Origin of the sequence: Chryseobacterium sp. SNU WT5, from assembly GCF_007362475.1 — a bacterium.
Classification (GTDB): domain Bacteria; phylum Bacteroidota; class Bacteroidia; order Flavobacteriales; family Weeksellaceae; genus Kaistella.
Genome location: NZ_CP041687.1, coordinates 55,162 through 77,118, shown reverse-complemented (window position 1 = coordinate 77,118; position 21,957 = coordinate 55,162). Strand labels below are relative to the sequence as shown.

Genomic DNA, 21,957 nt, shown 5'->3' with positions numbered 1-21,957 from the left:
TACTTTCGGTAATCAATTTTATTAACATAAAATTAACATTAACAAATTAACATTAAAAAGTAGTCTATGGAGTTATTTTATTTAGTACCAATATTTGGTATTATAGCCTTAATCTACACCTTTGTTCAAAGCTCTTGGGTGAGTAAGCAAAATGCAGGTAATGACCGCATGAAGGAAATTGCCGGTTATATTTCAGATGGAGCAATGGCTTTCTTAAAAGCGGAGTACAAAGTAATGGGTTATTTCGTAATAGTCGTTGCAATTTTATTAGCTGTAATGGGTGGATCAAGTGCCAATTCTCACTGGAGTATCGGTATTGCATTCGTTCTAGGTGCAATTCTTTCTGCGCTTGCAGGATTTATCGGAATGAAGATTGCGACCAAATCTAACGTAAGAACAGCTGAAGCAGCAAAAACTTCATTGTCAAAAGCATTGAAAGTTTCATTCACTGGAGGTTCCGTAATGGGAATGGGGGTCGCTGGTTTAGCAGTTTTAGGTTTAGGTGGTTTGTACATCATCATTAAACAAATTTTTGCGCCAGGTGCGGGAGTAGATTCTCATGAGATGGAAAGAACCATTGAGATTCTTACAGGATTCTCTTTAGGTGCAGAATCTATTGCACTTTTCGCTAGAGTTGGTGGAGGTATTTATACCAAAGCAGCCGATGTTGGTGCCGATCTAGTTGGGAAAGTTGAAGCTGGAATTCCAGAAGATGATCCTAGAAACCCAGCGACGATCGCTGATAACGTTGGAGACAATGTGGGAGATGTTGCAGGAATGGGCGCCGATTTATTCGGTTCTTATGTTGCAACAGTTTTAGCAACGATGGTTTTGGGTAGAGAGACTTTATCTATCGATGCATTTGGAGGTTTTGCTCCAATTCTTTTACCAATGTTAATTGCAGGAACAGGGATTATCTATTCAATGATCGGAACCTTGTTTGTGAAAATTGGTGAAACTACAAGTTTAGATATTGCTCCAGTTCAGAATGCGTTAAACTTAGGAAACTGGGGAAGTATTGTTTTAACAGCGATTTCTTCTTACTTCCTGGTGAATTATTTAATGCCGGAAACGATGACTTTAAGAGGTCATGAATTTACAAAAATGGGAGTTTTTGGTGCAATCATCGTAGGATTAGTAGTTGGTACTTTAATGAGTATCATTACAGAATATTACACCGCGATGGGTAAAAAACCGGTTAAAAGTATCATCAAACAATCTTCTACAGGTCACGCAACCAACATTATTGGCGGACTCGCAGTTGGGATGGAATCTACCATGTTACCAATTCTTGTTTTAGCAGGTGGTATTTATGGATCCTATTATTGTGCAGGACTTTACGGTGTAGCAATTGCTGCCGCAGGAATGATGGCAACTACAGCAATGCAGTTGGCGATTGATGCTTTCGGACCGATTGCTGATAACGCAGGTGGTATTGCAGAGATGAGTGAATTACCAAAAGAAGTGCGAGAAAGAACAGATGTTCTTGATGCAGTAGGAAATACTACAGCAGCTACAGGAAAAGGATTTGCAATAGCTTCTGCTGCCTTAACAGCGTTGGCATTATTTGCTGCCTTCGTAGGAATTGCAGGTATTGATGGAATTGATATTTATAGAGCCGATGTTTTGGCAGGACTATTTGTTGGAGCCATGATTCCATTCATCTTCTCATCTCTTGCGATTAGAGCGGTAGGTACTGCTGCAATGGCGATGGTAGAAGAAGTTCGTCGTCAGTTCCGGGAGATTCCTGGAATCTTAGAAGGAAAAGCAGTTCCTGAATATGAGAAATGTGTAGCGATCTCTACAGATGCATCGCTTAAAAAAATGATGCTTCCCGGAGCAATTGCTTTGGTGTCACCTTTAATTATGGGATTCATTTTTGGACCAGAAGTTTTAGGAGGATTTTTAGCAGGTGCTACTGTTTCTGGAGTGTTGATGGGAATCTTTCAAAATAACGCCGGAGGTGCTTGGGATAACGCTAAAAAATCTTTTGAGCAAGGAGTTGAAATCAATGGTGAAACGCATTACAAAGGTTCTGAAGCCCACAAAGCATCAGTTACCGGAGATACCGTAGGTGATCCTTTCAAAGATACCTCTGGACCATCGATGAATATTTTGATAAAATTAATGTCGATAATTTCTTTAGTAATTGCTCCGACTTTAGCGGTGATGCATAAAGATAAAATCGAAGAAAATCGAAAAGATAAATTAGAATCATTACAAAAATTAGTTGGAATAACAGCTGCACCTATTGTCGTAGCTGGCCAGAATGCTATTGTTCCAGTAGTAGTAAAAGGAACGCTTAATGAAGATGGTGATTTCGTGTATGACACTGGAAATATTCAAGAAATAAAATTGAGCAACAAATCAATCGGAGTTGGAGAAAATAGCCAGTTGTTTGCTTTGTATAATGGATTAAAATTAGAAGACCAGAATGTTTTAAATAAAGATAAATGGTTCACTATTGAAAACCTTTATTTCCAGACTGGCAGTAGTGATTTGAAACCAGGCTCTGAGGAGCAATTGAACAATTTGGCTGAAATTTTAAATGCTTATCCAAATACAAAAGTGAAATTGGGTGGTTATACCGATAATACAGGAAGTGAACAGGGAAATTTAAAGCTTTCAAATCTTCGTGCACAAGCTGCTAAATTAAAACTGTTAGAAATGGGAATCGCTGCTGACAGAGTTGAAGCTGAAGGATATGGTTCTCAGTTTCCAGTTTGTGAAGCAAATGATACTGATGAATGTAAAGCACAAAACAGAAGAATTGATGTTCGTGTTTTGAATTTTTAAAAAATTCTTTTAGAAATCATAAATCCCAGCTGAAAAGTTGGGATTTTTTTTGTTTTTAAAAGTGACCTTTAACATATGTAATCTTTTTTAGAATTCGTAAATTTCATCTAACATCTAACATCTAACATCTAACATCTAACATCTAACATCTAAAGAGTTACCAACCTTTTTTCCGCACGTAAAAAAAAGTAATCAATGTAATGCCGGCCATTAATCCGAGCGTAATATAATAACCATATTTCAAATTAAGTTCAGGCATAAAAACGAAGTTCATCCCATAAATCCCCGCAATAAAAGTAATCGGGAAGAAATACATCGAATATATTGCGAGAACTTTCATTACCTGATTTGCCTTTTGATCACTCATGGCGAGAAACATCGAAATTAAACTGGCAACCTGAGTATTCAAATGTTCAAAATCCGCAATTGCATCTTTACTCTTATCTTTTAGATCAGTTACCGCAATTTCATCTAGATCTAATAGTTTAAATTTATCTACCCATGCGGTAGAAATATTGAGAATTCTTGTATTTAAACCTGATTTTCTTTTTAAACGATAAAGTCTTCTAATGTGATTAGAGTGATTCGTGTTTTTTAGAAATATTTCGCTCTCAATCTGATCCATTATTTCTATCAGATTTTTAGATTCATCATCAAACGATTTCATCACTTTCAAAGCCAAATTAAGAGCGATTCGATCCCTGCTGATATCTTTATTCACTGGAAGAAGGATCTCTTTTTTGAGTTCGTAAACACTTCGATTTTTCATCCGGTGAATCGTTATAATCACATTGTCCAACAAAAAAATTCCTAATTTGGTTGAAATATCGCTGATAGTGTTGAGATTGGATCTTTCCAATTGCGTATTTTCTCGCATCAGGAAGAAGTTTAAATTTCCGTCCTGTTCGAACTTAGGTAAATGGTTTGCATCTATGGTATCTTCTAACAAAAGAACATTGATGTTGTATTTGTTATGTAGATAGTTCAAATCTTCTTCGGTAGGCGATTCTACATCAACCCATTCACAAAAATCATTTTTAAATAAAATTTCTAACGGCATCTCGCAAATTTAGGATAAAATTAGGTTTCAAGTTTCCAAAATATTCTATGTGTCAAATATAATTTATCTTTGCAAAAATATTTTAATTTATGATTAAAAGTTTCATTAAAGGAATTGGACATTATGTTCCAGAAAATATAGTAACCAACGACGATCTTTCAAAATTGATGACCACTAATGACGAGTGGATTACAGAACGGACGGGTATAAAAGAACGACATCACCGGAAAAACCGGAATGACTCAGAAGAAACCACGGCCTATCTTGGATTCAAAGCTGCAGAGTCTGCGTTGAAAATGGCTGATATGACCGGTAAAGATATCGACTTTATTATTTTTGCAACACTATCGCCAGATTATTTCTTTCCAGGGTCAGGAGTGTTATTGCAGGAAATGCTGGGTTGTGATACGATTGGGGCTTTAGATGTCCGGAACCAATGTTCAGGTTTTGTTTATGCAATGAGCGTTGCAAATGCATTTATTAAGGCTGGCCAGTATAAAAATATTTTGGTTGTTGGTGCGGAAGTGCATTCTTTTGGATTAGATTTTTCTGATGCTGGTAGAGGAGTATCTGTTATTTTTGGAGATGGAGCCGGAGCAATTATTTTATCCGCTTCAGAAGACGACCAAAAAGGAGATATTCTAGCTACAAATATGCATTCTGAAGGAAAACATGCTGAAGAGTTGTGCACTAAATTTCCAGGTTCAAAATTTGGATGGAGTGATCGTATGAGGTTAGAACCGGAAGCGGTAACTGATGCGGAAATTTATCCAGTGATGAATGGTAATTTTGTTTTCAAACATGCGGTAACCAGATTTCCGGAAACCATGATCGAAGCACTTGAAAAGGCTGGGAAAATACCTGAAGATCTGGATATGTTTATTCCTCATCAGGCCAATTTAAGAATTGCACAGTTTGTACAGAAGCGTTTTGGATTACCAGACGAAAAAATATATAATAATATTCAGCGGTTCGGGAATACAACGGCAGCATCTATTCCGATTGCGCTAAGTGAGGCTATACAGAATGGTAAAATCAGCAGAGGAGACCTCGTCCTTATTTCCGCCTTTGGAAGTGGGTTTACTTGGGGATCTGTTCTATTTGAATACTAACGATATTTTAGTAATTCTAAACAGTTTTATAGAAATAAAAAATGCGTCCGCAGACGCATTTTTTTTTCATTTATTTTACAGAAAGAGAATCTTGCCGCTGATTTTCATCATTAAATGCCGCAGAATCAACGCCTGCATTTCTTTTTTGTTCAACGCTGTGTTCATCTTTAAATTCTTCTCTTTTCTCTTCTTTTTGTGCACAGCTCGTGAAACACAATGTACCTAATACTACAACTGCAAATAATCTTTTCATAATTTTTTATTTTAATGATATTGATTACACTTGCAAAATTGATGCAATTTTATAATTAAGTTCTATTTTTAATTCAATTTAATTGAAAATATCGAAATTCTCACCATCGAAACTCGTAAATACCATTGTTGGATGAGAATCCTGATGAGCAATATTCCCATGCTTATCGATTGCAATTGCACCTGCAAAACCATTGATTTCTTTAAGTTCTTTAAATGTTCTCTCTACTGCTTCTTTTAATGGAAGACCATCCGTAACTCGTACGACAATTTTTGCAGCGGTCGCATTACTCACAATATCTTCACCAACACCGGTACAACTTACCGCACAATATTCGTTGGCATAATTTCCTGCAACAGTTGCAGAGTCTGAGATTCTTCCTACAATTTCGAAACCTTTCCCTCCAGTAGAAGTAGCTGCTGCTAATTTTCCATTTGAGTCAAGGGCTACACAACCTACTGTTCCTTTTCCACCGTTTTTTAATTTCTCCTCATATTCTTTTCTACGTTGTGGGATTTCAGTAGAGAATTCTGTAAAACCGTTTTCTGAAGCATATTTCTTTGCCCCGTTTCCACCCAGAACGCGATCGTCCTCCTTCATCAAAATCTGAGCAATATTAATGGGATTTTTTACATTTTCAATATTTATAACTCCTGAAAATTTTTGTGTTTCACCATTCATTAAGGAAGCGCTCATTCGGATCTTGCCATCACTTTGAATTTGTGAGCCTGTACCAGCATTGTATAATTCATCATCTTCTAAAAGAGTCACTGCATAAACCACAGTCTCTACGGCAGAATGATTTTTTAAAAATTCGAAAGATTTTTTAGCAATTGCTTGTAGGGAATTCTGTTTTGAAACTTTTACCTCGTGACTTTGATCGCTTTCGGAGAAAAATCCTCCGTGTATAATAATTTTCATTTTATTAAATAATTTTCAAAATTCAGAAATTAATTCTCTTGAGGAATAGGGCTATATTGGGAATTTACAATGGTAAGATCTTTAGTTTTCAAATCGTAATAATCATTTTGAGATAAAACGTGAACCACTAGATTATCGATAGAAATTGGTTTTCCTAACTCAATCATCGTCAAATTGGTGTCTTTAATAAATCGACCATCAACCAATATTACCAATCCAGAACCAATAGCAGTCATGACATCTTTATAGATAAAAAGGCCCGTATCTTCGCCCAGTCCAATTCCTAAAGTTCTGGGATTGTTTACCACTGCTTGAAATAATCTGCCTATTCTCCCACGTTGAACAAAGTGCGTGTCAACGATTACATTTTCGATAAAACCTAAACCCTGGGTTGTTTTGATTTCTCCTTTAAGCAGGGCTTCACCACTTGAACCTTGGTAAATCATATTTTCAGAAGATGCTGCAGCACCCGCAGAAGTTCCTGCGTAAATGAAATCTTCTTTTAAATACTTCATTAAAATAATATCGTGAAATCGACTTCCGCCCAAAATAGAAGTTAACCGGAGCTGATCACCACCAGTAAACATCACTACATCCGCAGCGGTTGCCCGTGCAGTAATTTCGTCACTGTTTGCTTCAACTCGATTTTGAATATCTAAAATATTGACATTTTTAGCACCTAAAAATTCAAATGCTTTTTTATATTCTGGACCTACAATTTGGGGGATCTGTGAAGCTGTAGTAATAATTTCGATCACAGAATCCTCTTTCAATCTGGACTCGTTAATAATCTTCCTTAAAATGCCACGTTCGAAGAAATTTAAGTTTTTCTCTATATTTTGATCATAATCAGTTTCCGAAAAGCTGCCTTTGTTTACTGCGCCCCCAATGATCACTAATTTTCCTACTGCTTCCATATGGTGCAAATTTAGAAAAATAATCTCTGTAGTTTCATGAATTGGTTACTAAAATATTTAACAACTTTATACCTTAAGTGCATGGTTAGTCAATAAACCTCTATTCTTTTTCATTATTTTTTCTGTAACTATAAAGCTTTTCTATTATCTTTGGTTTTCAGATAAATTAATTTTATAAAAAAAGACAGCAATTATATATGAAAATTGAGAAAATACAAATTTTACGCGGACCCAATATTTGGAGTATCAGACGACCAAACCTTATTCAAATGCGTTTGGATTTGGAAGAAGTGGAGCATTTACCAACCAACAAAATTGAGGGTTTCCGCGAACGACTTCAGAAATTGATACCTTCATTAATTACCCATAGATGTTCAGAAGGAGTTGAAGGTGGTTTTTTCCAAAGGGTAGATATGGGTACCTGGATGGGTCATGTTATTGAGCACATTGCCCTGGAGATACAAACTGTTGCCGGAATGGATACAGGTTTCGGGCGAACTCGGGAAACAAGAACTCCGGGAGTTTATAATGTCGTGTTTAGTTATTTGGAAGAAAATGCCGGTGTCTATGCTGCTGAGCAATCTGTAGAGATTGCCCATTGCTTAATTGAAGGGAGAGATTATAACATTGATGAATGTGTTAGAAACTTAAGAGAGATAAGAGAAAAAGAACGTTTGGGACCATCAACTGGAAGTATCGTTCAGGAAGCAGTAGCACGTAAAATTCCTTGGATCAGATTGGGTAGAAACTCCTTAGTCCAGTTGGGGTATGGGGTTAATCAACAGCGATTTCAAGCTACCATTACCGGGAAGACAAGTTCTATTGCCGTAGATATTGCTTGTAATAAAGAACTAACTAAAAAAATGCTGAGTGAAGCAGCTATTCCTGTGCCGGATGGAGACCTGGTTTCGGATGAGGAAGGTTTAGAAAGAGTAGTTCGTAAGATTGGCTATCCTTTAGTTCTAAAACCTCTGGATGGTAATCATGGTAAAGGTTCTTCTATTAATGTAAATGATTTTGAAACCGCCAAAGTGGGACTTTTGCATGCACAGGTATACTCCCAGAAAGTAATCGTGGAAAAATATGTAACTGGATATGATTTCCGAATTTTAGTTATCGATCATAAAATGATTGCCGCTGCGAGACGAGTTCCTGCACATGTAATTGGAGATGGCTCATTATCCATCCAAGAATTAATAGACAAAGAAAATCTAGATCCGAGAAGAGGGTATGGGCACGAAAAAGTGTTAACGGAAATTTTAGTTGATAAAGACACCAATGAACTTATTGAAAAGCTGAATTATACTCTTGAATCAATTCCGAAAAATGGGGAGATTGTCTATTTAAAGTCGACCGCAAATCTTTCAACGGGTGGTACTTCAATTGATGTGACTGATATGGTGCATCCTGAGAATATTGTTATGGCCGAGAGAGTTTCCCGTATTATAGGATTAGATGTTTGTGGTATCGATATCATGGCAGAAAATCTTACGCAACCCCTTAAGGAAAGTGGCGGTGCAATATTAGAAGTGAATGCTGCTCCAGGTTTTAGAATGCATTTAGCACCAAGTGAAGGATTACCTCGTAATGTTGCTGCACCAATAGTAGATATGTTATATCCGCAAGGTAAACCCGTAAAAATCCCAATTATTGCAGTTACCGGAACAAATGGTAAAACAACAACGACGAGATTAATCGCGCAGATTATAAAAAATAATGGATATAGGGTAGGGTTTACAACCTCCGATGGGATTTACATTCAAAATACCATGCTTACCAAAGGCGATACTACAGGCCCTATTTCTGCAGAATTTATTTTAAAAGATCCCACTGTAGAATTTGCAGTTTTAGAAACAGCACGGGGCGGAATTTTACGCTCTGGACTCGGTTTCAGTACTTGTGATATCGGTGTGCTTACCAATATTAAGGAAGATCATTTAGGAATGAATGATATTCATAATCTTAAAGATTTGACGAAAGTTAAAAGAGTGGTAATGGATTCTGTGAAAAAAGATGGATGGTGCGTTTTGAATGCGGATGATGATTATTCAATGAGAATTATTAATGATCTGGATGCTAAAGTGGCCATTTTCAGTTTAGATGAAAATAATCCTCACATCAAGAAATTTGCAAAAGAAGGAAAAATTACCTGTGTTTATGAAGAAGGATTTGTAACCATTAAAAAAGGCGACTGGAAAATTCGGATTGCAAAAGCCACTAATATTCCTATTACCATGGAGGGTAAAGCCAGATTTATGATTTCAAATGTTTTGGCAGCATCTTTGGCGACCTATCTTCATGGTTTCCAAATTGAAGACATTGCCAATTCTCTTAGAACCTTTATACCAAGTGCGACCCTTACGCCAGGAAGATTAAATATATTTAAGTTTAAGAAATTCCAGGTGCTGATCGATTTTGCTCACAATCCCGCAGGTTATGCTGCGATCGAAGATTATCTGAAAAATGTGGAAGCTACCAAGAAAATAGGAATTATTTCTGGAGTTGGAGATCGGAGAGACGAAGATATTCGCGAATGTGGAAAGATTGCAGGTCGTATGTTTGATTATATCATCATCCGAAATGAAAAACATTTACGTGGTAGAACAGAAGAGGAAATAAATGATTTGATCATTTCAGGAATTCAAGAATCTGATAGTACAGTAAGTTATGAATGTATTCCTAAAGAAATTGAAGCATTGAAACATGCAATGAGCATGGCAGAAGATGGAACGTTTATTACAGCGTTGAGTGATGTTGTTGCCAATGCTATTGATTTGGTTCAGGAATATCAGAATCGAGAAATATTGGAAGAAGGTAGTATTTCTTAATCTTCATTTCTATTCATTTAAGCCTTTCAAATTTATATATTTGGAAGGTTTTTTTATTTAAAAGAATGAAATATAAAGTTAGAAATCATTCGCAAGAAAGTCGTTTTCCTGTTTTGTTTTCTGATTTATTTCCCTATTTTTGACCAATGGAAAATTTCGTGGTTTCTGCAAGAAAATACCGGCCTCAAGAGTTTGATACTGTTGTAGGACAATCCCATATTACAGAAACACTCGAACATGCCATTGGTGAGAATCAGTTGGCGCAAGCCTTGTTATTTTGTGGACCGAGAGGCGTAGGAAAAACGACTTGTGCCAGAATTTTAGCGAGAAAAATTAACGAGCGGGATGGATCCACTTCAGAAGATGGTTTTGCATACAATATTTTTGAACTGGATGCAGCTTCTAATAACTCCGTAAATGATATTCGCGAATTAACAGACCAAGTACGTTTTGGACCTCAAGTAGGAAAGTATAAAATTTATATTATTGACGAGGTTCATATGTTGTCGCAAGCAGCATTCAATGCTTTTCTGAAGACGTTAGAAGAACCACCAGCACACGCAATATTTATCTTGGCAACTACGGAAAAGCATAAAATTATTCCAACAATTTTGTCAAGATGCCAGATCTATGATTTTAAAAGAATCACCATTGAAGATATACAGCTTCATCTGAAGGGAATTGCTGATAAAGAAGGTGTTGCTTATGAAGAAGATGCTTTGTATTTAATCGCGCAAAAAGCCGATGGTGCTCTGCGGGATGCTCTTTCTATATTTGATAGATTATCTACCTTTTCCCAGAAGAAAATAACTTTAGCGAAAGCTGCTGAAGTGCTGAATGTTTTAGATTACGATGAATATTTAAGCATTGTTGACCTAGCTCATGAAAATAAAATTACCGAGACTTTACTGGCTTTGAATGAAATCATTAAGAAAGGGTTTGACTCGCATATCTTTATAGCAGGTTTAGGAAATCATTTTAGAGATTTAATGTTAGCACAAAACCCTCAAACTTTAAGTTTAATAGAGGTTGGCGAAAAAACCAAAATTAAATTCTTAGCACAGAGTAAAAAGTGGAATGCACAGCAACTCGTTGATGCCATTGAAATCTGTAATCATGCGGATATCAATTATAAAAATTCTAAAAATCCTCGTTTAACCGTCGAGATTGCCTTGATGCAATTATCATCCTTATCTGCAGACACGGCAAGTACAAAAAAAAAAAGTATCTGATTTTAGCTCCTTTTCTTAAGGAAATTGCTGAGTCTATTTTAGTCAAAGAAGAAAAACCGAAAAAAATCCAGGAAGAAATTGCAAAGGTTATTCTAAAAACCTCAGAACCTATTGGTATTGCGAAAAAACCCTCAAAATTCAGTATAAATGCTGCCTTAGAAAAATCCGACGAAAAGATAGAAACGGAGGTAGATGCAAAAAAACAAAATCTTCCAAGTCAGCATTTTAGCGAAACTGATTTACAAAAAGAATGGCAGGAGTTTTTAGTGGAATTACAAAAGAAAGATGCCATCATCTTTAACGCTATAGGTTCATTCAAATTGAAGAAGAAAGATGAAAATATAGTCCAGATTACTTATCCTTCAGAATCATCCAAAGTTGAATTTGAAAAAATTCGCGCAGATTTCTTCAATCATTTTATGCATAAAGTCAGTCATTTCAATATTAGTATTGAATATTTACTGGATTTTTCAATGAAAAAAGAAATTATGACGAAGCGAAAGATTTTTGATAAATTTGCTGAAATAAATCCAGTTTTAAAAGAGCTCGACGATCTTTTCAAATTAGATTTTAATTAAACGATATCCTACCAAACTTACTATGAATTTACAGACCTTAGAAAACAATTGGGTAAAAGAATTCCCCAAACCCTTAATTATTGCAGGACCTTGCAGCGCTGAAAGTGAAATGCAGATGATGGAAACCGCAAAAAGGATTAAAGAATCAAATGCAGATATTCCCGTCTTTAGAGCAGGAATTTGGAAACCCAGAACCAAACCAAACGGTTTTGAAGGAGTAGGAGTAATTGGCCTGAACTGGCTAAAGAAAGTTAAAGAAGAGTATGGATTTAAAACAGCAACTGAAGTAGCAAATGCACATCATGTTGCAGCAGCGCTTGAAGCCGATGTAGACATTTTATGGATTGGGGCTCGGTCTACGGTAAATCCATTTACGGTTCAGGAAATTGCTGAAGCATTAAAAGGAACAAAAAAAACAATATTAGTAAAGAATCCCGTTAATCCGGATTTAGCTTTATGGATCGGAGCCTTAGAGAGGCTTTTAGGACAAGATGTTCAAAATTTGGGAGTGATTCACCGTGGTTTCTCTACTTATCAGAAAACAAAGTACCGAAATATTCCAAATTGGCAGATTGCGCTTGATTTTAAGAATCAATTTCCAAATATTCCAATGATTGTTGATCCATCACATATTTGTGGTAACAGAACGGGATTGGCTGGTATCGCCCAAGAAGCTTTAAATGTAGGTTATGAGGGAATGATGATTGAAAGCCATTGTACGCCAGACGAAGCATGGAGTGATGCGGCTCAACAAATAACACCTGAGGTTTTAAGTGGTTTGATCGCTAATTTGCAAATAAGAAATTCAGATATTTCTGCATTTGATGGAGAAATGGGTCGTCATAGAACACTGATTTCCGATTTAGATTTTCAACTTATTGAATTACTTGCGCAAAGAATGAAAATTTCTGAGAAGATTGGAAGCTTGAAAAAAGATAATAATATCGCAATTTTCCAACCGGAAAGATGGAAGGTCATCACCGAGTATGCAACACAGAAGGCTGATGAATCAGGCATGTCCGCTGAATTTATCGAGAGAATATTTAAAGCAATTCATGAGGAATCAATCGAAGTCCAAAATAGTCTTTAAAAATATTTTTACATTAATGTTCCTCAAATTAAAATAGTGAAAGGATTAATTACAAAATCCACCGGAAGTTGGTATCAGGTTTTAGAATATGAAACCGGAAGATTCTTTGAAGCTAGAATTCGAGGGAAATTTAAATTAATAAAAACCCGCCTTACTAACCCGCTTGCCGTAGGTGATCTGGTTGAATTTTCGTTGGAACAGGATGAAGTAGCCTGGATTACAAAGATTGAACCGCGGAAAAATTACCTGATTAGAAAGTCGGTCAACTTGTCAAAAGAGGCGCACATTATCGCTTCCAATATTGATATTGCTTGTTTTATATTCACCCTAAAACATCCAGAAACTTCTTTTGGTTTTCTTGATCGGTTTTTAGCGTGTTGCGAAGCGTACAATATCAAACCTTTGATTCTATTTAATAAAATGGACGTCCTTTCAGGGGAAGAAAAAGAGATAACGGCCGAAATTGAAACCATCTATCAAGAAATTGGCTACGATACTTTAGAGATTTCTTCTTATTCCAATTTGAATTTAGAACTGTTGAAAGATATTATTAAGGATAAGGTTTCGGTGTTTTTTGGACATTCGGGTAGTGGGAAATCGACTTTAGTAAATGCGATGCAGCCAGACCTGAACTTGAAAACGTCCGAAATCTCATCTACTCACTTGAAAGGGAAACATACTACTACTTTTGCCCAAATGCATTTCTGGACTTTTGGTGGGAGTGTAATCGATACACCCGGAGTTCGTGAATTTGCAATGATAGATGTTCAAAAAGAAGAAATTCAACATTATTTTCCTGAAATTTTTGTTGCAGGAAGAAAATGCAAATATCATAACTGTATGCATATTAATGAACCAAAATGTGTGGTTTTGGAGAAGATAGAACAGGGAGAAATCCAAGAGAGCAGGTATATCACTTATTTGAAGATTATGGAGGAAGCTGAAGAGAATTCGGCCAAATAAAAAACCCAGCCGAAGCTGGGTAAAAACTAATAACCATGAAAACTCAAATTAAACATGAGAATCACATACAAATTGACAATTTTCATGCCAAATAAAAATATGGACGCTCTAGTAAGAATTTTCGATACAAATATATAAAAGATTTTGTATTTTCGCACCACAAAAAAAACAACATTATGTCAAGTAACATTACATTTACGATGATAAAGCCAGATGCAGTTGCAGATGGCCACATTGGTGCTATTTTAGCGAAGATTGCAGAAGCAGGTTTTAAATTAAAAGCAATTAAATTAACTCAGCTTACGAAAGCGGACGCACAAAAATTTTATGAAGTTCATGCTGAAAGACCTTTTTACGGGGAATTAGTTGACTTTATGAGTTCTGCACCAATCGTTGCTGCAGTATTGGAAAAAGATAATGCAGTAGAAGATTTCAGAACATTAATTGGAGCTACAAACCCTGCAGATGCTGCAGAAGGTACCATTAGAAAAATGTTTGCAAGAAGCGTTGGAGAAAATGCGGTACACGGATCTGACTCTGATGAAAATGCTCTAATTGAAGCTAATTTCCATTTTTCAGGAAGAGAAATTTTTTAAGAAATTGCTTAGGAAATCCTTTTATAAAAAATACCTTTCATCACTGATGAAAGGTATTTTCTTTTAATCTTAAAACTGTTTTATTTATATTTTCAGCAATTCAATCGTTTTTGCTGGATTTTCTGAGGAGAACACTGCATTTCCCGCCACCAAAACATCAGCTCCAGCATCAAAAAGTTTCGCTGCGTTATCTAGATTCACTCCGCCATCAACCTGAATGAGTGCTGTAGAATTATTTGATAAGATAAGGTCTTTGGTTTCTGCAATTTTTTTATACGTATTCTGAATAAATTTTTGACCTCCAAAACCAGGATTTACACTCATTAGTAATACCAGATCAACTTCAGCAATAATATCTTCTAACATTAAAACTGGTGTTGCTGGGTTTAATACCACTCCTGCTTTCGCCCCTTTATCTTGAATCAATTTAATCACTCTATTCAGGTGATTGCAAGCTTCATAGTGAACAGAAACTAAATCGGCACCTCGTTCAATAAATTCTTCCACATATTTTTCAGGTTCTACAATCATCAAGTGAACGTCCACAAATTTTGTAGAATGTTCCTGTACAGTTTTCATTACAGGAAAACCAAATGAAATATTTGGAACAAATCTACCATCCATTACATCTACATGAAGCCAATCTGCTTGCGATTCATTTAGCATTTCGATATCTCGTTTCAAATGTCCAAAATCGGCAGACAAAAGAGAAGGAGCAATTAATTTTGTTTTCATTTTTACTTTTTTATATTTTACTTTTTGGCTTTTTTTAGAACTTTAATTAATGGTATTTTAAATTCATATCAGGCGTAATCTGCAGTAAAGATTCATAAATTAACTGAATGACATGAGCAACATCTTCCTGAGAAACCATCTCCACAGTGGTATGCATATATCTTAAAGGAAGTGAAATTAATGCGGATGGAACTCCGCCATTAGAATGGGCAAACGCATCAGTATCTGTTCCTGTTGCTCTACTGGAAGCAGCTCTTTGAAAAGGGATCTCATTTTTCTTTGCGGTAGCTACGATTGATTCACGAATATTGTGATGAATGCTAGGTGCAAAGAAAATCACAGGGCCATCACCACATTTTGTATCTCCTTCTTTTTTCTTTTCAATCATCGGAGTAGAGGTGTCGTGGGTAACATCTGTAACAATTGCGATATTGGGTTTAATTGTATCTGCGATCATATTTGCACCATACAAACCAACTTCTTCCTGTACCGAATTTGTAATGTATAAACCGAATGGAAGTTTTTTATTGTTCTCCCTTAATAGGCGCGCTACTTCGGCAATCATAAATCCGCCAATTCGATTATCCAATGCTCTGGAAACGAAATATTTTTCATTTAATGTAAAGAATTCATCGGGATAGGTAATCATCGTTCCTACAAAAATTCCGAGATCTTCAACTTCTTTTTTGTTTGCTGCCCCACAATCAATAAAAATATTTTCTATTTTTGGGATGGGCTCATCGGCATTTACACCTCTTGTATGAATTGCTGGCCATCCAAAAACACCTTTTACAATTCCTTTTTCACCATGTAAATGAACTACTTTGGAGGGAGCGATCATTTGGTCGGAGCCTCCATTTCTGATGACGTAGATTAACCCTTCATCGGTGATATAATTTACGTACCAGGAAATTTCATCGGCATGGGCTTCAATAACGACTCGAAATTCCGCGTCGGGATTGATGATTCCGTAGCAAGTTCCATAATGATCTACTTCAATTTTGTCTACGTAAGGTTTCAGATAGTTCATCCAAATTTTCTGCCCGTTATGTTCGTAACCTGTTGGAGAAGCGGTATTTAGATATTTTTCTAAAAATTCGAGAGATTTTTTTTCAAATTTCATGGGAAAGGAATGAATTTTGTTGCGTTAAGTTTTGATTTTATAGAAGGTAAAAATAATGAATTTTAACAAACTGATCTTACTATTTCTATTGTTTTTCGGACTATTTGCAAACGCACAACGAGATTCAATAATGCCAAAACCACTCAGTGAGTATCCCCAGGAATTATTAAAAACGGACGAATACGGGAATAAATTTTACTATGATGTAAGTCAGAGAGCTAGAATTTATGAAATAAACGGCGAAAATGTTGTAGTAATGGACGAGCTGCTTTTGGTGAATAAACCACGCTTTAACAATCAACTCGATCAGAATTATTATTATTTTTTAAATAAGAAATTGAGTCGCGTGTATCCTCTCTTCTTAACTGCTTTGGAACAATATCAGGATATTCAGGATGAATTAAAAACGCTGAGTAAAGAATCTCAACGGCAATATGTTAATGAAAGGCAGAAGGATCTTGCAAATGAATACGAATTACAACTGCGTGATCTTACCACAACTGAAGGAAGAGTTTTCGCAAAACTGATGAATCGCGCTACCGGAAAAACTGTTTATGATATTATAAAAGAGTTACGTGGTGGATGGAGTGCATTTTGGTGGAATGTGAAAGGGAATATTGCAGATGTAAGCATCAAAGAACCATATAATCCTCATGTAGACAGAAGTGATGAGTTTATAGAATCGCTTTTACAGAGCAACTGGAACAGTGGTTACCTTCAGCCATATCCAGGATATCAAAGTTTTAAAGTTAAAAAATAATATGAAGAATATTTTAAGGAACTCAATAGTAATTTTAACATTGCTGAGTTTTAATTTCGCCTATTCATGGGGAACAACTGGTCACAGAGTGATTGCAGAAATTGCACAGAACAATCTTACCCCAAAAGCTAAAAGACACTTGAAGAAAATCTTAGGAGATCAAAAACTAGCTTATTGGGCAAACTGGCCAGATTTCATTAAATCTGATACCACCGGAGTTTGGAAAGCAACAGATCAATGGCATTATGTAAATGTTTCCCCTCAAGCGAATTTCAGTGAGTTTACTAATGCACTAAAGGCTCAAAAAGCACCTAATATTTATACACAAATTAATATACTATCAGGTCAAATTAAAGATAAAAGTACTTCTCCGCTAGATCGGGAGATCGCTTTACGTTTCTTAATTCATCTTGTAGGCGATGCTGCTCAGCCTTTACACCTAGGTAGGTTAGAAGATTTGGGAGGTAACAGAGTTAAAATAAAATTTTTTGGAGAAAATACTAATTTACACACCTTATGGGATTCTAAATTAGTAGATTTTCAGAAATACAGTTATACTGAATATGCACGCGTTTTAGACGTAAGATCAAAACAGGAAAAAAAAATAATACAATCTGGAACACTTGAAGAGTGGTTGTATGACAGCCATAAAGCTGCGAACAGAATTTATGCAAACTCAATAGCAGATACCAATTATTCTTATGATTATAATTATAAATTTGAGTCTTTAATGGAAAGACAATTGTTGTATGGCGGGTTGCGTTTGGCTAAGGTTTTAAATGACGTCTTATAACAATTGCTTTTTTAAAACATCAAATGCAATTTTATCAATAGGTAAAGGAAATGGGTTTTCTTCGGTGTCGAGGGAAACCCATTCTATTTTTTCAATGCACGGATCCATAATGAGTAAATCATTTTCGTCTATGATTTCAGCGGTATAATAGATGCTTAGCAGTTGCTCGTTGTCACGAAATCTCGAGGCCATGAAATCTTCTTGAGTGTATAAATGCTTTATATTTTGTATGTTGATGTTGAGTTCTTCCTGTAATTCTCGTTGTAAACATGCAAGAACGCCTTCTCCATTTTCCAGCCCGCCACCTGGAAACTTTAATAATTGCTCTCCTACATATTCTTCCCTTAACGAAAGGACTTTGTTATCTTTTACAATAGTTGCATATACTCTTACATTAACTTTATCAATCATAATATTATACTTCTGAGGTTAGATACAAAGTTATTACTTTTTACCAATTCCTAATTTTTTATTGCATTAATCATTTCTCTTTTCCCTGGTGGACCTTTTTTCTTTTCCACGGTAAAATTTAAATCATGTAAAATCCTGCGAACACTTCCTTTAGAAGAATAGGTCGTTAAAAGTCCGCTGGTTTCCATCTTATTAGAAATCATTTCAAACAAAGGTTTCTCCCATAGATTAGGTTGTACGCGAGCTCCAAAGCAATCAAAATAAACTAAATTGATTTTAGGAAGTTGGAGATTTACAAGTTCGAAAAAATTGCACTGATATTTTGTTAGGAAGAAATTTGGTAGAATTTCAAAAGTTTCATTCCAATCGGTACTGTGTATTTTTAAATAGCTCTTTTTTACGCTATTCTCATCAAATAGACTCCCATAATCGAGTTCTTTAACTTCTTTTTCGCTTACGGGATATTTTTCTAAGGTAAAATAATGAATGATATGACTTTTGTCAGTTTTCAAAAATTCATTAATTGTTGCTAAAACATTAAGACCTGTACCGAAACCGAGTTCTAAAATATTAATATCGCAATGATCTATCAAATTTAATCCGTTTTCTATAAAGACGTGTTGTGCTTCTTGTAAGGCTCCATGGTAAGAATGGTAATTTTCATTTAATGCACTGATGTATAATGTTTTACTGCCATCTTCAGTAGTTTTAATCTCCCTTTCCATGCTATTTTTTTGTAAAAATAATTTAAAATTTTGAAAATTAAAAAATTATGTTAAATTTGTAGAACATCTATAAAAATTTTAAAAATGATAATTCAAAAATCTACTCATCCGAGAATTTCAGAATTTGATCCGGAGAACTTTTCTTTCGGAAATATGTTTAGTGATCACATGGTGATTTGTGAATACGAGGATGGGAAATGGGGTGATGTTAAAATTATGCCTTATGGACCGCTTCCTTTTTCGCCAGCTATGATGGCGGTTAACTACGGTCAAGCTTGTTTTGAAGGGATGAAGGCTTATAAAGATAAAGATGATCAAGTCTTTTTATTTAGACCAGAACAAAATTTCTCACGAATTAATAAATCTGCTACTCGTCTTGCAATGCCAGAAGTAACTGAAGAGATCTTTTTGGAAGGTTTGAAAGCATTGGTAAACTTAGACAGAGAATGGATTCCTTATGGTGAAGGAAATGCATTATATATCCGACCATTAATTTTCGCTACAGAAGAAGCTTTGAAAGCGAGAATTGCTAATAAATATATGTTTGCGATCGTTGCAACTCCGGCAAAGAGTTATTATTCTGCGCCTGTTTCTGTTAAAATTTCAGATTATTACTCCAGAGCTGCAAATGGTGGAGTTGGGTTTGCAAAAGCTGCTGGTAATTATGCAGCATCTTTTTATCCTACGCAATTGGCGAACGAGGAGGGTTTTGAGCAAATTATCTGGACAGATGATTCCAATCACGAATATTTTGAAGAAAGTGGTACCATGAATGTTTTCGTTAGAATTGATGATACCATTTATACGCCGCCAACTTCAGAGAAGATTCTTGCAGGTATTACAAGAGACAGCTTCATTAAGTTAGCAGAAAAAAGAGGAATTGAACTAAAAGTAGAGCCTATATCTGTGAAAGCAGTTGTTGAAGCTCATAAAAACGGATCTCTGAAAGAGGTTTGGGGAGTTGGTACCGCTGTTGTTACAAGTGTTTTTAAAGCAATTGGTTATAAAGGTGAAAAATTAGAATTACCACTCTTAACTTTAGAAGATAGTTTCGCATTAACGCTACAAAAAGATTTAGTAGATATTCAAACCAACAATGCAGAAGACCCATTTGGATGGAGAGTGCTTGTTGAAAAGAAAGATGTAGAATAACTTAACGCTAGTTATTGAATTAACAAATAGGAAAACCGAGATTACTATATCTCGGTTTTTTATTTTCGAATCTGAGGCAAATTGCTTATTTTCGCAAAAGTTTTATGAGAAAGTTGATTTTAATATTTTCGGTAATTTTGATGGGTTGTGTAGAACATGCTCCATCGCATCCGCCAGTTGGAGGAATGTTTAGCGAAAAAGAACTAGCCATTTCTAAAAATAGAACTAAAAACCTGAATATCATTGAAAGGGAGCAAATTGAAGATTGGATTAAGAATCAAGAGGAGGAATTTTTCCCTATGACGATGAACTATTGGGTAAATAATAAAGAACTATCAAGCCAGAAGAGAAAGAGTAACGGAGAAGCAGTTTCCTATCAATATGATATCTATGATTTTGATAAAGTAAAGCTTTACGAAACTCCCAAGAAGAATATCAACGCCGTATTCGGCCGCTTCGAGGAACTTAAACCGGTAGAAGATGCCTTACGCTACATGGAGCACAATCAGGAAGTAACACTTTTAGTACCATCTTCGTTGGGTTTTGGTACGTACGGTGATAATGGTAAAATACCTAGCGATATGCCTTTAATGATTAAGTTGAGATTACTCTAAATAGTATCATATATGTTTAAAAATAATTTAATTATCGCTCTAGCTGCGATATCAGTAACAAGTTGTACCCCAATTTATAAAAAAATGAACGTAGACAAAGAAACTTACGCAAGCCTAAATGACGGGCTCTACGCCAATTTCCAAACTTCAAAAGGAAATATGGTCGTTAAATTAGAAGACAAAAAAGCACCAGTAACCGTGGCTAACTTTGTAGGTTTAGCAGAAGGTAAAATAGAGAACAAAGCGAAAGCTAAAGGAGTTCCTTTTTATGACGGAACGATTTTCCATAGAGTTATTAAAGACTTTATGATACAGGGAGGCGACCCAAAAGGAACAGGAATGGGTGATCCAGGTTACAAGTTTGACGATGAGAAAAATGATCTTAAACATATTGGTAAAGGAATTCTTTCCATGGCGAATTCGGGACCAAATACAAACGGATCTCAATTCTTTATTACAGAGATTGCAACTAATTGGTTAGATGGAAAACACACTATTTTTGGTAAAGTTGTTAATGGAATTGATGTAATTGATGATATTGCAAACGTGGAAAAAGGTGCGCAAGACAAACCTAAAACTGATGTGGTTTTAGAGAAAGTGTCCATCTTCAGTAAAGGTGACGAGTACAAAGGATATGATTCAGCAAAGATTTTTGCGGAAGGTAAAGGTAAAATCAAAGAAAATAATAAGGCAATTTTAGATAAAATTGAAGCTGATAACAAGAAAAAAGAAGCGGAATTTGCTGCTAACCAACAGAAATTGGTAGATGATTTGAAAGCAGGAATGGAGTCAACCGCATCTGGTTTATATTACAAAATCACTAAAAAAACTGAAGGGACAAAACCTAAAGTTGGTGATGCAGTTTCTGTACATTATGCAGGGAAATTAGTAGATGGGACCGAGTTTGATTCTTCGTTTAAAAGAAATGAACCTATAGAAATTTCAATTGGTATGGGTCAAGTGATTAAAGGTTGGGATGAAGGAATTCTTTTACTTAACGAAGGAGAAACTGCTACATTTTTAATTCCTGCAGAGCTTGGTTATGGAGCAAGAGGAGCTGGTGGTGTTATTCCACCGAATGCCTGGTTGATTTTTGATGTTGAACTTGTAAAAGTTAAATAGATAAATAAGTTTTAATAAACTTTCAATACAAAAAATAACACTTCATTTTTTAATGAGGTGTTATTTTTTGCGTTTTAGATTATTATATAAATAATTCATATTTCTGCGGACAACGAGGTTGAGATGATAAAAAATGGAAGCCATATTAATTTTAATTACAGATCAATTTTTAAATG

At 35.5% G+C, this 21,957-nt stretch carries 21 protein-coding genes; 13 read left to right on the top strand and 8 right to left on the bottom strand.

All coding sequences use genetic code 11. The annotated features are described in order from the left end of the window. Window positions 1-66: 66 nt before the first annotated feature. Window positions 67-2,796 (top strand): sodium-translocating pyrophosphatase, encoded by a 2,730-nt coding sequence (locus tag FNJ88_RS00335; protein WP_143851181.1) that lies wholly within the window; start codon window positions 67-69, stop codon window positions 2,794-2,796. A 157-nt stretch (window positions 2,797-2,953) separates the two neighbouring features. Here FNJ88_RS00335 and FNJ88_RS00330 read toward each other — a convergent pair whose 3' ends face one another. Beyond that, window positions 2,954-3,856 carry a CorA family divalent cation transporter gene (locus FNJ88_RS00330; protein WP_143851180.1) on the bottom strand — a complete coding sequence of 301 codons (903 nt, stop codon included), beginning with the start codon at window positions 3,854-3,856 and terminating at the stop codon, window positions 2,954-2,956. Between the two features lie 89 nt (window positions 3,857-3,945). Between FNJ88_RS00330 and FNJ88_RS00325 the strand changes: the two genes are divergently transcribed. Next, window positions 3,946-4,968 (top strand): 3-oxoacyl-ACP synthase III family protein, encoded by a 1,023-nt coding sequence (locus FNJ88_RS00325; RefSeq protein ID WP_143851179.1) that lies wholly within the window; start codon window positions 3,946-3,948, stop codon window positions 4,966-4,968. 70 nt (window positions 4,969-5,038) lie between these two features. On the opposite strand, the gene FNJ88_RS00320 is transcribed toward FNJ88_RS00325, so the two are convergent. The 3 genes from FNJ88_RS00320 to FNJ88_RS00310 form a co-directional block, all read right to left on the bottom strand. Continuing rightward, the gene (locus FNJ88_RS00320; protein ID WP_143851178.1) at window positions 5,039-5,221 is read right to left on the bottom strand and encodes a hypothetical protein; all 183 of its coding nucleotides are present in this window, start codon (window positions 5,219-5,221) and stop codon (window positions 5,039-5,041) included. Between the two features lie 78 nt (window positions 5,222-5,299). Further along, on the bottom strand, window positions 5,300-6,142 hold the full coding sequence (locus FNJ88_RS00315; protein WP_143851177.1) for an isoaspartyl peptidase/L-asparaginase: 843 nt from the start codon (window positions 6,140-6,142) through the stop codon (window positions 5,300-5,302). 29 nt (window positions 6,143-6,171) lie between these two features. After that, on the bottom strand, window positions 6,172-7,059 hold the full coding sequence (locus tag FNJ88_RS00310) for a cyanophycinase (protein WP_143851176.1): 888 nt from the start codon (window positions 7,057-7,059) through the stop codon (window positions 6,172-6,174). A 197-nt stretch (window positions 7,060-7,256) separates the two neighbouring features. Here FNJ88_RS00310 and cphA point away from each other — a divergent pair, with 197 nt between their 5' ends. From cphA to FNJ88_RS00280, 6 genes are all read left to right on the top strand, one after another. Then, the gene (gene cphA, locus FNJ88_RS00305; protein ID WP_143851175.1) at window positions 7,257-9,887 is read left to right on the top strand and encodes a cyanophycin synthetase; all 2,631 of its coding nucleotides are present in this window, start codon (window positions 7,257-7,259) and stop codon (window positions 9,885-9,887) included. A 146-nt stretch (window positions 9,888-10,033) separates the two neighbouring features. Then, complete coding sequence (gene dnaX / locus FNJ88_RS00300; RefSeq protein WP_143851174.1) at window positions 10,034-11,119, top strand: DNA polymerase III subunit gamma/tau; 1,086 nt, start codon at window positions 10,034-10,036, stop codon at window positions 11,117-11,119. Window positions 11,120-11,385: 266 nt separating this feature from the next. Beyond that, window positions 11,386-11,697, top strand: a complete 312-nt coding sequence (locus FNJ88_RS00295; RefSeq protein WP_143851173.1) for a hypothetical protein — start codon at window positions 11,386-11,388, stop codon at window positions 11,695-11,697. 22 nt (window positions 11,698-11,719) lie between these two features. Further along, a complete protein-coding gene (locus FNJ88_RS00290) occupies window positions 11,720-12,787 on the top strand; it encodes a chorismate mutase (protein ID WP_143851172.1) in 1,068 nt (355 codons plus the stop codon). A gap of 36 nt (window positions 12,788-12,823) precedes the next feature. Then, complete coding sequence (rsgA, locus tag FNJ88_RS00285) at window positions 12,824-13,750, top strand: ribosome small subunit-dependent GTPase A (protein ID WP_143851171.1); 927 nt, start codon at window positions 12,824-12,826, stop codon at window positions 13,748-13,750. Window positions 13,751-13,926: 176 nt separating this feature from the next. Continuing rightward, the gene (locus FNJ88_RS00280) at window positions 13,927-14,346 is read left to right on the top strand and encodes a nucleoside-diphosphate kinase (RefSeq protein WP_143851170.1); all 420 of its coding nucleotides are present in this window, start codon (window positions 13,927-13,929) and stop codon (window positions 14,344-14,346) included. 84 nt (window positions 14,347-14,430) lie between these two features. Here FNJ88_RS00280 and rpe read toward each other — a convergent pair whose 3' ends face one another. Together rpe and FNJ88_RS00270 are read right to left on the bottom strand one after the other, a co-directional pair. Further along, a complete protein-coding gene (gene rpe, locus FNJ88_RS00275) occupies window positions 14,431-15,081 on the bottom strand; it encodes a ribulose-phosphate 3-epimerase (protein WP_143851169.1) in 651 nt (216 codons plus the stop codon). 46 nt (window positions 15,082-15,127) lie between these two features. Then, window positions 15,128-16,204, bottom strand: coding sequence for a M42 family metallopeptidase (locus tag FNJ88_RS00270; RefSeq protein ID WP_143851168.1), 1,077 nt, complete (start codon window positions 16,202-16,204; stop codon window positions 15,128-15,130). Window positions 16,205-16,259: 55 nt separating this feature from the next. Between FNJ88_RS00270 and FNJ88_RS00265 the strand changes: the two genes are divergently transcribed. Together FNJ88_RS00265 and FNJ88_RS00260 are read left to right on the top strand one after the other, a co-directional pair. Beyond that, a complete protein-coding gene (locus FNJ88_RS00265; protein ID WP_143851167.1) occupies window positions 16,260-16,964 on the top strand; it encodes a DUF4294 domain-containing protein in 705 nt (234 codons plus the stop codon). Window position 16,965: 1 nt separating this feature from the next. Next, window positions 16,966-17,757: a S1/P1 nuclease gene (locus FNJ88_RS00260; protein WP_143851166.1), complete on the top strand. Its 792-nt coding sequence runs from the start codon at window positions 16,966-16,968 to the stop codon at window positions 17,755-17,757. Here the strand turns inward: FNJ88_RS00260 and FNJ88_RS00255 are convergent. Next, entirely contained in the window at window positions 17,752-18,168 is a 417-nt protein-coding gene (locus tag FNJ88_RS00255; RefSeq protein WP_143851165.1) for an NUDIX hydrolase, read from the bottom strand. The genes FNJ88_RS00260 and FNJ88_RS00255 overlap by 6 nt on opposite strands. A gap of 50 nt (window positions 18,169-18,218) precedes the next feature. Next, a complete protein-coding gene (mnmD, locus tag FNJ88_RS00250; RefSeq protein ID WP_143851164.1) occupies window positions 18,219-18,893 on the bottom strand; it encodes a tRNA (5-methylaminomethyl-2-thiouridine)(34)-methyltransferase MnmD in 675 nt (224 codons plus the stop codon). Window positions 18,894-18,977: 84 nt separating this feature from the next. Between mnmD and FNJ88_RS00245 the strand changes: the two genes are divergently transcribed. The 3 genes from FNJ88_RS00245 (at window position 18,978) to FNJ88_RS00235 (ending at window position 21,781) form a co-directional block, all read left to right on the top strand. Further along, a complete protein-coding gene (locus FNJ88_RS00245; RefSeq protein ID WP_143851163.1) occupies window positions 18,978-20,045 on the top strand; it encodes a branched-chain amino acid aminotransferase in 1,068 nt (355 codons plus the stop codon). Between the two features lie 104 nt (window positions 20,046-20,149). After that, entirely contained in the window at window positions 20,150-20,659 is a 510-nt protein-coding gene (locus tag FNJ88_RS00240; protein ID WP_143851162.1) for an FKBP-type peptidyl-prolyl cis-trans isomerase, read from the top strand. Window positions 20,660-20,743: 84 nt separating this feature from the next. Continuing rightward, on the top strand, window positions 20,744-21,781 hold the full coding sequence (locus tag FNJ88_RS00235; RefSeq protein ID WP_143851161.1) for a peptidylprolyl isomerase: 1,038 nt from the start codon (window positions 20,744-20,746) through the stop codon (window positions 21,779-21,781). Window positions 21,782-21,957 lie beyond the last annotated feature (176 nt).